The organism is Streptomyces sp. NPDC015220 (assembly GCF_043079345.1).
Classification (GTDB): Bacteria; Actinomycetota; Actinomycetes; order Streptomycetales; family Streptomycetaceae; genus Streptomyces.
Genome location: NZ_JBIBUK010000011.1, coordinates 176,283 through 189,849, shown reverse-complemented (window position 1 = coordinate 189,849; position 13,567 = coordinate 176,283). Strand labels below are relative to the sequence as shown.

The window sequence follows — 13,567 nt, the reverse complement described above, 5'->3', positions numbered from 1 at the left end:
TACTGGCAACAGCGGCACGTGGAGCGCACGGCGACGGACGGCGCGCCACACGAGCCTTCGGCCCCCGGGCCGGATGCCAATACGCTCGCACACGGGAGATCCATGGGCGCTGAAACGGGTGAGCGGTGCGGGCGGGCGGTCCTTCCCGTACAAAGCGGCGTCCCCTCTTCCGCGGACGGCGCCGCCGAATTCCCTTTCCACACCTTCGTCCTCAAGTTCCACAGTCGCTGCGATCTGGCGTGCGACTACTGCTACATGTACCGGGCGGCCGACCAGAGCTGGCGGCACCAGCCGAGGTCGATGTCGCCGGCGGTGATCGCCTGGACGGCCGGGCGGATCGCCGAGCACGTCCAGGCGCACGGGCTGCGCGCGGTGACCGTGGTGCTGCACGGCGGCGAACCGCTGCTGGCGGGGCCCCGGCCACTGCGCCTGGCGGTGACGGAGATCGCCCGCGCGGTGGGGCCCGGGGTGCGGGTCGAGACCTGTGTGCAGACCAACGCGCTGCGGCTGGACGAGGCATGGCTGCAGACGCTGGGCGAACTCGACGTGCGGATCGGGGTCAGTCTGGACGGCGACCGGATCGCCCACGACCGGCACCGCAAGCGGCCGGGCGGCAGGGGCAGCCACCGGCGGGCGGCCGCGGCCGTCCAGCGGCTGGCCGAGGGCCCCTACCGGCGCCTGTTCGCCGGGCTGCTGTGCACGGTGGACCTGCGCAACGACCCGGTCGGCACCTATGAGGAACTGCTGCGCTACCGGCCCCCGCTGATCGACTTCCTGCTGCCGCTGGGCACCTGGTCCACGCCGCCGCCGGGCCGGGTGGCCGGCCGCCCCGACACGCCGTACGGGGACTGGCTCGCGGCGGTGTTCGACCGCTGGTACGCGGCGCCGGTGCGGGAGACGGACGTGCGGGTGCTGCACAACCTGGTCGCACTGGTGCTGGGCGGGCGCTCCCGCACCGAGGGCCTGGGACTGGAACCGGTCCGGTACGTCGTCGTGGAGACCGACGGCTCCATAGCCCTGGACGACACACTGCGCGTGGCCCGCGCGGGCGCCACGCGGACGGGCCTGCACGTGTCCCGGGACTCCTTCGACCGGGCGCTGCGCCACCCGGACGTCAGGGTGCGCCAGTCGGGCGCGGCCGCGCTGAGCGCGGTGTGCCGGGCGTGCTCGCTGCTGCCGGTGTGCGGCGGCGGCCACTACGTCCACCGCTACCGGGCCGACGGCAGCGGCTTCCGCAACCCCAGCGTCTACTGCCCCGACCTGGCGGGACTCATCCGGCATGTGCACCGCGCGGTGGCCGAGGACACCGCACGGCTGCGGCGCCGGGCGGCGGTGCGCGAGGCGTGCCCGTGACGCTGCGCGTCTACCGGCTGAGCGAGCGGTCGTTCGACGCGTTGGCCCGGGGCGGGGGAGGCGCGGAGGCTGTCGGGCTGCTCGCGGACGCCGAGTACGGCAGGCGGCTGCTGCTCCTGCGGGCGGTGCTGGACCGTTCGCGGGAGCACGGCGGCGCGACCAGGGCTCAGGTGCGGCGGCTGTTCGGTGTGCTCGCGCAGGCCCGGCACGCCGCCCCGGAGGAGACCCGCCGGGTACTCGCCCACCCCTCGGTGGGGCCGCGGCTCGTCACCACCTGGCAGGCGCTGCGGCGGCCGTGCGCCGGGGAGGAGCTGCCGCTGGCGTCCGTCGCCGCGGCGGCGGCCGCCGCGGCCGGGCTGGACGTCGCGCTGACCCTCTCCGTCACGGGGCCCCGGGTCGTGCTGCCCGGAGTGGGCGCGGTCCTGCTGCCCGGCGCCGGCCGGGGCACCTCCGTACGGCTGCGCGCCGGGACGCTGGAATACGGCGACGGCGGGCGCGCGTGGCTGCCGCCGTCGCCCGAACTGGGGCGCGAGCGCCCCGGATGGTGGCCGCTGCGGACGGTGGCCGGCCCGGGCGTGGTCCTGGACGACACCGACGCCGTCGCCACGGCCGGGCCGGCGCCCGTCCGGGTGTCCCGCGAGGAACTGCGGGCCTGGCGGGCGGGGACCGCGGACGCCCTGCGGCTGCTGCGCGCCCGGCACGCCGAGTACGCCGGCGAACTCGCGGCCGGCCTGCGCTCGCTGGTGCCGGTGCCGACCGACGACGGCGACACGGCGCACCACAGCGGGAGTTCGGCGGAGATGTTCGGCGGCGTGGCGCTGAGCCGGCCGGCCGGCGTGCGCGCCCTCGCCGAGACGCTGGTGCACGAGATGCAGCACAGCAAGCTGCTGGCCGTGACGCACCTGGTCGACCTGCTGGTGCCGGCCGGGACGGCGGAGACCGCGCCGCTGCACTACGCGCCCTGGCGCGACGACCCCCGGCCGCTGTCCGGTCTGCTGCACGGCGCCTACGCCTTCCTGTCCGTGGCCCGGTTCTGGGCCGTGGAGGCGGCCGCGGAGCCCGTGCCGCGGGAACGGTACCGGGCACAGGTGCGGTGCGCGCGGTGGCGTGCGGCGGCGGCGGAGGCGACCGACGAGATACTCGCCGACGGCGGTGACCGGCTGACCCCGACCGGGCGCCGGTTCGTCACCGGGATGGCGCACGCCCTGACCGAGCTGGGGCGGGCCCCGCTGCCGGCCGGCGCCGTGCGCGAGGCACGCCGCCAGGCCGAGGAACACCGCGACCGGTGGCGGTCGCGCAACGATCCGGCGGGCGCGCGGCACCGCAAGGACCTCAGCGACGCGGGAGCGTACGGGTGAGGGGTCCCAGGGATGATGGCGCGTCAGGCGCGGGCGCCTTGGGTGCGGCCTGCGGTGCGTCGGCGGGGCGCGGACCGGGTAGGGGTCACGCACATCGGCTCGGCCATGGGGGTGGTGGGATGGGCGCCGTGGTGCTGGTGCACGGCATCTGGAACGAGGAACCGGGGATGTCTCCCGAGGAGGCGGCGCGGGAGAAGGCCGCGGACGCGGCGAAGCGGCTGCGCGAGGGCCTGGACGCCGCACGCCTGCCGCACCTCGCCGTCCCGCCGCTGGTGATGGCCTACTACGCGCACCAGCTCACCGACGGCCACCGGCCCGACGCGCAGTCCTCCGAGGACGACGGCCTGGACGGCCTGTCGCCCGGCCAGGCCGCCGAGGCGCTGGAGTGGCTGCGCGCGGCGGGTGCCGAGGATCCGGAGGACTCCCAGGCCGCGTTCCTGGCCCCGGTGCGGTGGGCCCTGGGCCGGCTGGTGGCGCAGCGGGCGCGGAACGCGTCGCCAGGCGCCCGGCAGCAGTTGACGGAGCTGCTGTCGCGGCTGGTGGTGGCCACCGTCCGGGACCTGGACGCCTACACCTCGCGCCCGGGCCGCCGTCGGCTGGTCCGGGAGACCGTCGCCACGGCGATCCGGGACAGCGGCGCCCGCGTCGTGGTGGCCCACTCGCTGGGCAGCGTGGTGGCGTACGAGACCCTGCACGCCCACCCGGACCTGGAAGTGGACCTGCTGCTGACCCTCGGCTCGCCGCTCGGCCTGCCGGCGATGCTGCGCAAGCTGGAGCCGGAGCCCGTGGACCTGCGCGGAGCCCGGCCGCCGGGTGTGCGGCACTGGGTGAACATCGCCGACGTCGGAGACCTGGTGGCCGTCCCGCCGCGGCTGGGCGACGCGTTCCCGGTCGACCTGCACCACACCACCGACATCGGCCTGTTCGACCCGCACACCCTCGGCGGCTACCTCTCCGACGGGCTGACCGCCGCCGCGCTCGCGTCCCGTCTCGACGGCTCCTGACGCGGCGCGGGGGCCGGCACGTGACCTTGCACGCGCTCGTGGCGGGCGCCGGGGGTTTCCCGCGGCGCTCCGCGACGGAGGAGGAGCGCGCCGCCGGCGCGGCGCCGCTGCGGCCGCTGCCCCGGGTGGCGGAGGCCGTCAAGGAGGTGGCGCAGGCGCTGGCGGCGGCCGGGGCCGGGGTCGGGCCGCCGCTGATCGATCCGACGCGCACGGAGTGGGACACGGCGTGGCGGACCGCGCGCGAACGGGCCGGCCGGGATCCGCTCGTTGTCCACTTCTGCGGCCACGGGCTCCTGGTCGACACCGACCTCTACCTCGCCGTGTCCGGCACCAGCACGGTCAGGAACCGGATCCGCGACACCGCCGTCGAGGTGGAGGCGCTGCTGAAGGACGTCCGGCAGGGCGACGGCGGGCCGGTGCTGTTCCTGCTCGACGTGTGCCACGCGGGCGCCGCGCTGCGGCCCCAGCTCGTCGCCCGGCTGAGCGGGGTGACCGACCGCAGGACCTGGGTGATCGCGGCCTGCGACGCCGACGCCATCACCTACGGCGCCCGGTTCAGCTCGGCGGCCGCCGACGTGCTGAACCGGCTCGCGCGCCGCAAGCTGGTCGTCCCGGCGGAGTTCGAGCACGTCCCGGTGGAACTGCTCGCCCAGGAGATGGACACGGCACTGGCCCGGGCGGACCTGGAGCGCGGCGAGCCGAAGCAGGACGTGGTGCGCACCCCGCACAACGAGGCCGCGCTGCCGCCGGCGCCGATCCTGCCGAACCCCTGGCACGGGGTGAACCACGCCGAGCGCCTGTGGGCCGGGTACGACGCCGGACTGCGGGCCTTCGCCGCCTTCCTCGACCCGCAGCTGGACGTGGTCCACTTCGTCACCCGGGCGACGGGAACCGGCCACGCCGCACCGTTCTTCTTCAGCGGCCGCGCACGGCAACTGGCACGCATGCAGCGCTGGCTCGACGACCCCGACGGCGACCAGGACCGGCTGCTGGTGGTCACCGGCAGCCCCGGCGCCGGAAAGTCGGCGCTGCTCGGGGCGGCGGTCTGCATGGTCCACCCGCAGTTCGGCGGGTTGCGGATGGACATGGCCATCGAGGGCTTCAGGCCCCGCACCGACCCCGGTTTCGTCGCCGTGCACGCCAGCGGCCTGACCACCCGGCAGGTGGTGGCCTCCCTGTACCGGCAGCTGCACGGCCGGCAGACGGCGGACGCGCCCGGCGTACGGGCAGGGACGGTCACGGCGGACGGCCTGTCGGCCGTCCTCGGCGCACGCGGCGGGGTGACCGTCGCCGTGGACGCCCTGGACGAGGCCGCCGACGCCGAGGAACTGCTGGAGGAGGTGCTGCTGCCGCTGGCGGGCCGCGCGCCCGAGGACCGGACGCCCGGCTGCCGGGTGCTGATCGGCACCCGCCTGTGGCCCGGATCCCTGCCCGCCCTGCACACGGCCCTCGCCGGCCGGCCGCGGTCGCTCATCGACCTCGACGAGGAGGACCCGGACGTCCTGGCCCGCGATCTCGCCGCCTATCTGGGCCGCCTGCTCGGCCCGGACTACGCCCCCGAGGTCGCGCGGGCCCTCGGACACCGCCTGGCGCACTCCCTGGAGCAGGGCGTGTTCCTGACCGCCTTCCTCCACGGCACCCATGTGCGCACCCTGGTCGCCGCGGGCGCCCCGCCGACCGCGGCGGAGATCCTGCGCGACCTGCCCTGCGACCTGCCCGGCATGCTGGAGCTCAACCTGCGGACGCTGCTGGCCGAGGAGCCCTGGACCGGCCCGGTGCTGGCGGCGCTCGCCCGCGCGGCCGGGCCCGGAATGCCGCCCGGGATGGTCCACGCGGTGGCGCTCGCCCTGGACCCCGGGGCGGCACGCCGACTGCTGCCGCCGCGGCTGGAGGACACCCGGCGGGTGATGCATCTCGGCCGGTTCTACCTGCGCGGCGCCCACGACGGCGACCGCCGGCTGTACCGCTTCTTCCACCGCGCCCTGGCCGAGCACCTGGCGCCACGGGCGGACGCCGGTGACGTCCTGCGGGCCCTGCTGGCCCGGGTGCCGGCCACCGGCGGGATCCGTGACTGGGCGGCGGCGGACCCCTATCTGCTACGGCACCTCGCCGACCACGCCGCGCAGGCCGGACCGGAGGAACTGGACGAACTCCTGGCCGACCCCGGCCATCTGCTGCACGCCGAACCGGACCGGCTCGTCCCCCACCTGCACCGGGCGCGCGGCGCCCTGGCCCGGTCGCACGCCGACGTCTACCGGCACAGCACCGCCCACGACCCACGGCGGGACGACGTGACCGTCCGCCGGGACCTGCTGGACCTGGACGCGACCGTGTGGGGCCGCCCCGCCCTCGCCGAAGCCCTCGGCACCCCGCCCGCGGCGCTCGCCCGGCCGCGTTGGGCGGTCAGCAGCACGGCCTTCCCGGCACGGCTGCACACCCTGCCGCACGGCGGAGAGGTCAGACGGGTGGCGCTGGTCCCGGTGTCCGGGGACGGCGACGCGGCGGAGGCCGTCGTCACCGCGGGCGACGACGGCCGGCTGCGCCGGTGGGACGTGCTGCGCGGCCGACCGCTGCCCGCCCCGGCCGGCGGGCCGGCCCGCGCGCCGGCCCCGGCCCGGCTGTCCGACGGCCGGTCCGTGCTGGTCTCCGGCGGCGACGGCCGGGTGTTCGTGCACGATCTGCGCACCGGTGGCCTGGTCCGTTCCCTGGCGGACCCCGACGGCAGGGCGGTGCGACTGCTCACCGCGCTCACGGTGCGCGACGGGGCGTGGGCCGTCACCGCCGGGAAGGGCAAGGAGATCCTTTTCTGGGACCTGGAAGCGGGGCGGCTGCGCCACGCGGTGGACAGCCCGGCCGTCGTCGTACGGGCCCTGGCGGCGGCCGAACTGCCCGGCGGGGGCGCGGTGGCGCTCGCCGCCGGCGACGAGTACGAGGCCATGGTGTGGGACCTGCGCAGCGGCCGCAGGCGGCACACGCTCGGCCCGCACCCGGACTTCGTACGGGCGGCCGCCACCGCCCGCCGCCGCGACGGTGCCGTCGTCGCCGTGACCGGCTGCCGGGACGGCGCCGTACTGGTGTGGGACCTGTCCGACGGACGCCCGGTGCACGCCCTGCACGGGCACGGGGACTGGGTGACCGCGGTGGCCGCCGGCACGGTCGGCGACCGGTGCCTGGCGGTGAGCGGCGACCGGTCCGGCCGTGTGCTGGTGTGGGACCTCGACACCGGGGAGCCGCGGCACGACCTGCGGGACGGCCACGGGGTGATCACGCGGGCGGCCCTGGGCGGGGGCGCCGCCGTGGTGGTGACGGGCTGCGCCGACGGGCGGGTCACCGTGTGGGACCTGGCCACCGGGCGGCGCACCCACGGGTTCGCCGCACACGCCGACGGGGTGCACGACGTCGACGTCGGCCGGGCCGGGGAGCGGCTGGTGGCGGTCAGCGGCGGGGCCGACGGGCGGGCCGTCGTGTGGGACGTCACGGCCGCCGGACCGGACGCGCCGGGCACGGGCCACACCGAGGCGGTCACCGCCGTGGCCGTCGCCGCGCCGCGGGAGGCGGGCGTGCCGCAGGACGCCGAGGCGCTGCTCGTCGCCGGGGGAGGGGAGCGCACGGCGGAGGTACGGGACCTCGCCGGCGGTCGCGTCCTGCATGAACTGCGCGATGGTGAAAGGCCGTTGCTGGTACGGGCGGTGACCACCGCCGAGCTGCCGACGGCCGGCCGGGTCGCTCTCACGGGCAGCCGGGACGGCCTCCTGCGGGTGTGGAGCCTGGCCGACGGATCGCTGCTGCGCTCGTGGGACTCCCGGACCGGACGCGTCCGGGCCATGGCGAGCGGACGCGTCCCGGACGGCCGTACGGTGCTCGCCGCGGGGGGCGACGAGGGCACGGCGACGGTGTGGGACCCGGAGACGGGCCGGCGCCTGGCGGTCTTCACCGGGCACGGCGACGCCCGGATCCTCGCCCTCGCCGCCGTCCCCGGCACGGCCGGGACCGCCGTCAGCGGTGACGACCGCGGAACCCTGCTGGTGTGGGACCTGCGCAGCGGGGAGGAGGCGGCGGCACTGACCCGGTCGGGCGGGCGGTTCGACGCGATCGCCACCGCCGTCCTGTCCGACGGGCGGACGGTCGCCGTGTCCGCGGAGGCCGGCGGCGGGATGCGACTGTGGGACCTCGGCCTCCGGGCGGCGCCGCTGCGGCTGGCCGGCCCCGAACGATCGGTGACCGCCCTGGCGACGGCCCGCCTGCGGGACGGCCGGGTCCTGTTCCTGGGCGGCGGCGCCGACTGCCGCGTGTCCGCCTGGGACCCGGACGGCGGTACGCCGGCCCCGGCGCCGTACCACCTGCCCGCCCCCGTGTCGGCGATCGCCGCGAGTGCCACCGGCTTCGTGGTCGCGCACAGCGCGGGGACGGCCTGCTTCACCTGGGAAGCCGCCCTGCCCGACCGCCCGCCGGCCGCGGACTGACCGGTCCGGCGGTCGCGCGGGTCCTGGACGCGCTGGGCGAGCCCGTCCCGCTCCAGCGTGTCGACCAGGCCCGTGACGTTGCGGGGACTCACCCCGGCGGCGCGCGCCGACTCGCCGATGCTCAGCCCCTCGTCCGTGCCCAGCCGTGCGAGCACGACCAGCGCCCCCGCGCCGAGACCCCGCCGGCCCGCGCCCTGGGAGCGCAGCCGCTCGACCGCCCGGGGGGCCGCCGAGCGGACGGCCGCGGCCGCTTCCGGCGCGAGGGTGTCGTCGTCGCCCGCGAACGCCCGCACGGCGTCGTGGACCGCGCGGTGGACAGCCCGGCCGTCGTCGTCATGGGCGAGTCCCTGTCCCGGTACCTGTCCGTCCGCCGCACACGCGCGGTCGGCCGCCACGGGCCGTCCGGAGGCGGCCGGCCCTCACCACCGGGGCCGGGGGAAGGCTGGTTGGGCGCCCGCTCCGTGGTCCGGCCGTCCGCCCCCAGAACCCCGTGGTGCTCGACGACTCCGACGCTCCGCCGCCGCTGGTCTCCGCGGGCATCGGGTGCACGCCGATGGCCGGCGTGCTCGAACACCTCGCCGCCACCGGTTCCGGCCGCGAGGTGTGGGTCCTGCACGCCGACCACAGCCCGGACGACCACGCCCTGCGCGCCGACATCCGCCGCCTGGTGGACGAACTGCCCGACGCACGAGCCCGGTTCTGGTACGAGCGGGACACCGACCGCGAACCCGGCGCCCGCAGGGGCCTGATGGACGTGGACGGACTGGGACTGCCCGCCGACGCCGACGTGTACCTGTCCGGCTCGCTGCCGTTCATGCGCGCGGTCCGCGCCCAGCTCCTCAAGGCGGGCGTGCCCGCCCGCCGCGTCCGTCACGAGGTCTTCGGCCCCGACCTGTGGCTGGCCGACACGGAGGGCTGAGCGGCGGCGGCCGCCCGTCTCCCACCGCCCCCCGTGCCGCATCCGACCGCACCCCGTCACCGGCGGAGCCCCGACGGAACCCCTCATGGCCAGGGCCGTACTAATCTTCGTCCCGGATGGTCCGGGTGGGTCATCGGACGACGGTGTTGGGGGTTGGTGTGGTTACTGGTCGGGTGGTCAGGTTCGACGGTGCCAGGGGCTACGGTTTCATCGCGCCGGAGCACGGCGGCGACGACGTCTTCCTGCATGTGAACGACATGCTGATACCGGAGTCCTACGTCCGCTCCGGTGTGGCGGTGGAATTCGAGATCGAGGAGGGGGAGCGCGGCCCGAAGGCGTCGTCGGTACGGCTCGCCAAGAAGGCCGACGGCACCCCGGTGACGCCTCCGGCGGCCGCGGCCGCCGCGGCCCGGCAGCACGCGGGCGAGGAGGGACTGTGCGATGTGCTCCACGCCGACGAGTACGTCGGGGAAGTGACCGAGGTCCTGCTGTCCGCGGCTCCGACGCTGACGGGCAGCCAGATCCTGCAGATCCGGGAGGGTCTGCTGCGGTTCGCCACGCAGCGCGGCTGGATCGAGGGCTGACGGCGGAGGCGACGCGGAGGGGCGGCCCGCCGCGACGGCGCCCCACGCCCCTCGGACCCTCCGGGCCCGCGCCGGGCCCGGAGGGCTGCTGCCCGGGGGCTATTCCTGACCCGGGGTGACGACCGGCGTCCGTTCAGGTGCGAGGAGCCGGGACAGATGGCGCGCCGACGCGTCCCAGGACCATGACTGCCGGACCCACTCCCGGCCCGCCGCCCCCATGGCGGCGGCCCGGTCGGAGTCCAGCAGTATCCCGGTCAGCGCACCGGCCACGGCCGAGGCGTCGGAGCCGTCCACGACCAAGCCCGTCGTCCCGTCGAGCACCGTGTCCGGAGCGCCGCCGGAGTTGCCCACGACGACGGGCAGCCCGCTGGCCGCCGCTTCCAGGAACACGATTCCGAGGCCCTCCGCCTCCAGGCCGCCCTTGCGGGTGCGGCAGGGCATGGCGAAGACGTCCGCCGCCGCGTAGTACCGGGGCGTCTCGGTGTGCGCCTTGCCGCCGGTGAAACGGACCGCGTCCGGGGCGTGGCGCCGGGCCAGCTTGCGCAGCCGGGCCTCGTCGGAGCCCTGCCCGACGAGCAGCAGCACCGCGTCGGGCACCTCGCGCCGGATCAGCGGCATGGCCCTGATCAGCGTGTCCTGGCCCTTGCGCGGAACCATGCGGGCCACGCACAGGATCACGTGTTCGCCGTGCAGTCCGAGCCTCGTGCGCAGCTCGTCGCGTGCGGCGGCGTCGGGCCGGTAGACCTGCGCGTCCACGGCCGGCACCAGCCGGCTCAGCAGCGGTCGCGGGCCGAGTGCCGGTTCGATCCGGGCACGCGTGTAGTGGCCGAGGTAGGTGACGACGTCGACGCCCTCACCTATCCGGCGCATCATCCGCCGTGCGCCGGGAAGCCGGGCCCACCAGATCTCGTGGCCGTGGGTGGTCGCCACGACGCGTCGTACGCCGGCCTCGCGCAGGGCCGGAGCCATCAGCGCGAGCGGCGCCGCGGCCCCGAACCAGACCCGGTCGCAGCCGTGCGCCCTGGCTATCTCGACGGCCCTCCTGGTGACGCGGCCGGTCGGCAGCAGCATCCGGGTGCGGTCCCGCACCACGGGGAACGGCAGGGTCGCGTCGTAGGCGGTGTCACCCGGTTCGTGCGAGGTGTAGACGACGACGTCGTCGCCGGGCATGCGCGTGGTCAGCGCATGCACGAAGGTCTCGATTCCTCCCTGGCGGGGCGGGAAGTCGTTGGTGATGACGAGGGTCGAGCCCATGAACGTGTCGGATCCTTCAGTGGGAGGTGAGCGGGCCGGCCGTGAACAGGTAGTTGCGGCAGTCGTCCGTGACCTGGGTGACGCGTTGCCAACGCCCTGCACGGCGGCGGTACATGGTGTAGTCGAGGGCGCCGAGCCGGGTGACGAGGTCGGCCGGTTCCGTGCCGTACTTCGCCAGGTGGCGGTCCTCGATCTCCAGGAGCAGGACGGGCCTGTGGCGCAGCAGCGTGCGCCGGGCTCCCGAGAGCACGGCCGCCTCGGCCCCCTCGACGTCGGCCTTGATGAAGTCCACCCGGTCCAGCCGCATGTGGTGGCACAGGCCGTCCACCGTCCGCACCGGGGCCGGGACCGGACGCGAGGCGCGGAACTCGGTGTTGGGCCCGGGGCCCGAGGCGCCCTCGGTGAGGTAGGCGCGGCCGTGCACGGGCAGCAGCCGGCGCCGGGGCAGGCTCATCGTCCCGTCCTGCGCGCGTGCCGCCAGGGCCATGCGGTGCACGGTGACGTTGTCGCAGCCGAGAACGGCGGCCGCGGTCCTCAGCCAGCCCGCGGGGCCGGGCAGCGGTTCCACGCTGTGCACCTGCCCCGACGGGCCGGCCAGCGCGGACAGGCTCCAGGTGTACAGCCCGTACTCGGCTCCGATGTCGAGGCAGACGGCGCCCGGCCGCACCCACGGACGCAGACCGCCCACCTCGTCCTCCACGAACGGCCAGCGGGAGGACGCCCAGCGCAGCGCGAGCGCGACCGAGGCGACCCGCGCTCCCGCGTGCCGGGAGCCGCCGCAACCGCGGCGCGCGGCCTGGCTTGATCGCGTCAACGTACGGCTCATGCGGGGCCTTTCGGTCGGCCGGGCGCACGGTCCGTGCCGGATCGGCGCGCTGGGAGATCGTCGTTCCATCGCATCACCGGACGCACCGTCGGCTCATCCACCTCAAGGTGGAGACGCGATCACCGGGTCAGCCCTGAGAAGGACACACCCCGCCACCGCGGCCTCGGAAGACGGGCGGCGGAGGTGGGCACGGCCGGGTGCGGCGGACCTGGGCCGGCCGGCGACCAGTGGCCGGCCGGGTGCGACCCTCGGACATGGGGGCCAAGCCCGGCGGAAGTGCCCGGGCGGAAGGGTTGTTCCGTCGCCGGTCGGCCCGCACCGGACGTCTGCCGCGGGCACCCGCGCGGCCCGCTCACCGGGGGAGCGCCGCCGCGGGCCGCCCGGACCGAGCGGAACGCCCGGTCACCGCAGAAGATGGAACCGAGGGGCACCGGCGGCGCCGCGTCGGCGCCGGGACCGCGTCCGCCGGCCGCGCACCGCGGGGCCCCGGACATCCGCCCGAGAACGAGAGGGTGAGGATCGGCATGAAAGCCTGTGTCTTCCACGGCCCCGGGCAGTCCGCCTGGGAGGACGTCCCCGATCCGGACGTCAAGGACCCGACCGACGTCGTCGTGCGCGTCGACACCGTCACCATCTGCGGGACCGACCTGCACATCCTCAAGGGCGACGTGCCCGAGGTGAGCCCCGGCACCGTGCTGGGGCACGAGGCCGTCGGCGAGATCGTCGAGATCGGCGCCGACGTGCGCACCGTGCAGCCCGGTGACCGGGTCCTGGTCTCCTGCATCACCGCCTGCGGGCGCTGCCGGTTCTGCCGCGAGGCCGCGTACGGCCAGTGCCTCGGCGGCGGGGGCTGGATCCTCGGCCGCCACGTCGACGGCACGCAGGCCGAGTACGTCCGCGTGCCCTTCGCCGACCTCTCGGTGCACCCGCTGCCCGCCGGGGTCGCCAACGAGGACGCGGTCCTGCTGGCGGACGTCTTCCCCACCGCCTACGAGGTCGGTGTCCTCAACGGACGGCTACGGCCCGGGGACACCGTCGCCGTGGTCGGCGCCGGCCCCGTCGGGCTCGCCGCGATCGCCACCGCCCACCTGTTCGCGCCCGAACGGATCATCGCGGTCGACGTGGCCCCCGCCCGCCTGGAGGCCGCCCGGGAACTCGGCGCCGAGGCCGTCGCCGACGCCCGCGAAGCCCCCGAACAGTTGGTCGCCGATCTGACGGGAGGTCTCGGCGCCGACGTGGTCGTGGAGGCGGTGGGCCTGCCGGAGACCTTCGAGATGTGCACCCGTATGGTGCGGCCGGGGGGACGCGTGGCCAACGTCGGAGTGCACGGCAGGCCGGTGACGCTGCACCTGGAAGAGCTGTGGATCAGGGACCTGACCATCACCACGGGCCTGGTCGACACCCGCTGCACGCCCACCCTGCTGCGGATGGCCGCCGCGGGCCGCCTGCCGACCTCCCGGCTGGTCACCCACACCTTCCCGCTGGAGCGGATCGAGGAGGCGTACGAGGTCTTCGGTCACGCCGCCGAGACGGGTGCGCTCAAGGTCGTCCTCGGCGGACCGCGGCACGAGGTCGTCCCCGTGCCCGCGGCCTGACCCGTCGGGCGGCGGGGGAGGGTCCGACGGGCGGCGGGGGAGGGTCCGACGGGCGGCGGGTCAGGGGCCGACGGGCCGCACCGGGCGGCGCGCCGGATCCCCTCGACGGCGCACGCGCACCACGGGGCCGAACGGCCCCTCGACCGGGCCGAACCGCTCTCGCGCGGGCTCGTGGTGGGTGCGACGGTGGCAGTGGGAAGTCCTGCCGCGC

General features: G+C 76.4%; 9 protein-coding genes and 1 pseudogene. 7 read left to right on the top strand and 3 right to left on the bottom strand.

From position 1 onward, the window contains the following. The first annotated feature begins 102 nt into the window (after positions 1-102). The 4 genes from ACF061_RS22615 to ACF061_RS22600 all read left to right on the top strand — a co-directional run bounded on the left by ACF061_RS22615 (position 103) and on the right by ACF061_RS22600 (position 8,178). Positions 103-1,353 (top strand): FxsB family cyclophane-forming radical SAM/SPASM peptide maturase, encoded by a 1,251-nt coding sequence (locus tag ACF061_RS22615; RefSeq protein WP_392268736.1) that lies wholly within the window; start codon positions 103-105, stop codon positions 1,351-1,353. Continuing rightward, positions 1,350-2,711 carry an HEXXH motif domain-containing protein gene (locus ACF061_RS22610; protein ID WP_392268735.1) on the top strand — a complete coding sequence of 454 codons (1,362 nt, stop codon included), beginning with the start codon at positions 1,350-1,352 and terminating at the stop codon, positions 2,709-2,711. Before ACF061_RS22615 ends, ACF061_RS22610 begins: the two co-directional genes overlap by 4 nt. A 119-nt stretch (positions 2,712-2,830) precedes the next feature. Next, positions 2,831-3,715 carry a hypothetical protein gene (locus tag ACF061_RS22605; protein WP_392268734.1) on the top strand — a complete coding sequence of 295 codons (885 nt, stop codon included), beginning with the start codon at positions 2,831-2,833 and terminating at the stop codon, positions 3,713-3,715. Positions 3,716-3,735: 20 nt separating this feature from the next. Continuing rightward, on the top strand, positions 3,736-8,178 hold the full coding sequence (locus tag ACF061_RS22600) for a hypothetical protein (protein WP_392268733.1): 4,443 nt from the start codon (positions 3,736-3,738) through the stop codon (positions 8,176-8,178). A gap of 17 nt (positions 8,179-8,195) precedes the next feature. Here the strand turns inward: ACF061_RS22600 and ACF061_RS22595 are convergent. Beyond that, positions 8,196-8,333 (bottom strand): annotated as a pseudogene (locus ACF061_RS22595) (MarR family transcriptional regulator); the annotation flags it as partial. A 338-nt stretch (positions 8,334-8,671) separates the two neighbouring features. Here ACF061_RS22595 and ACF061_RS22590 point away from each other — a divergent pair. Both ACF061_RS22590 and ACF061_RS22585 read left to right on the top strand, forming a co-directional pair. Then, the gene (locus tag ACF061_RS22590) at positions 8,672-9,097 is read left to right on the top strand and encodes a hypothetical protein (protein ID WP_392268732.1); all 426 of its coding nucleotides are present in this window, start codon (positions 8,672-8,674) and stop codon (positions 9,095-9,097) included. Between the two features lie 158 nt (positions 9,098-9,255). Next, a complete protein-coding gene (locus ACF061_RS22585; RefSeq protein WP_392268731.1) occupies positions 9,256-9,681 on the top strand; it encodes a cold-shock protein in 426 nt (141 codons plus the stop codon). A gap of 99 nt (positions 9,682-9,780) precedes the next feature. Here the strand turns inward: ACF061_RS22585 and ACF061_RS22580 are convergent, their stop codons facing one another. Further along, a complete protein-coding gene (locus tag ACF061_RS22580) occupies positions 9,781-10,935 on the bottom strand; it encodes a glycosyltransferase family 4 protein (protein ID WP_392268730.1) in 1,155 nt (384 codons plus the stop codon). Positions 10,936-10,951: 16 nt separating this feature from the next. Then, positions 10,952-11,761, bottom strand: coding sequence for an FkbM family methyltransferase (locus ACF061_RS22575; RefSeq protein ID WP_392268729.1), 810 nt, complete (start codon positions 11,759-11,761; stop codon positions 10,952-10,954). 524 nt (positions 11,762-12,285) lie between these two features. On the opposite strand from ACF061_RS22575, the gene ACF061_RS22570 reads away from it, so the two are divergent. Beyond that, a complete protein-coding gene (locus ACF061_RS22570; RefSeq protein WP_392268728.1) occupies positions 12,286-13,356 on the top strand; it encodes an alcohol dehydrogenase catalytic domain-containing protein in 1,071 nt (356 codons plus the stop codon). The last annotated feature ends 211 nt before the right edge of the window (positions 13,357-13,567 follow it).

Bases quoted from the DNA above. Each gene is read 5' to 3' on its own strand.
- ACF061_RS22570 (WP_392268728.1), top strand. From the start codon at position 12,286: ATGAAAGCCTGTGTCTTCCACGGCCCCGGGCAGTCCGCCTGGGAGGAC.
- ACF061_RS22575 (WP_392268729.1), bottom strand. From the start codon at position 11,761: ATGAGCCGTACGTTGACGCGATCAAGCCAGGCCGCGCGCCGCGGTTGC.
- ACF061_RS22580 (WP_392268730.1), bottom strand. From the start codon at position 10,935: ATGGGCTCGACCCTCGTCATCACCAACGACTTCCCGCCCCGCCAGGGA.
- ACF061_RS22605 (WP_392268734.1), top strand. From the start codon at position 2,831: ATGGGCGCCGTGGTGCTGGTGCACGGCATCTGGAACGAGGAACCGGGG.
- ACF061_RS22615 (WP_392268736.1), top strand. From the start codon at position 103: ATGGGCGCTGAAACGGGTGAGCGGTGCGGGCGGGCGGTCCTTCCCGTA.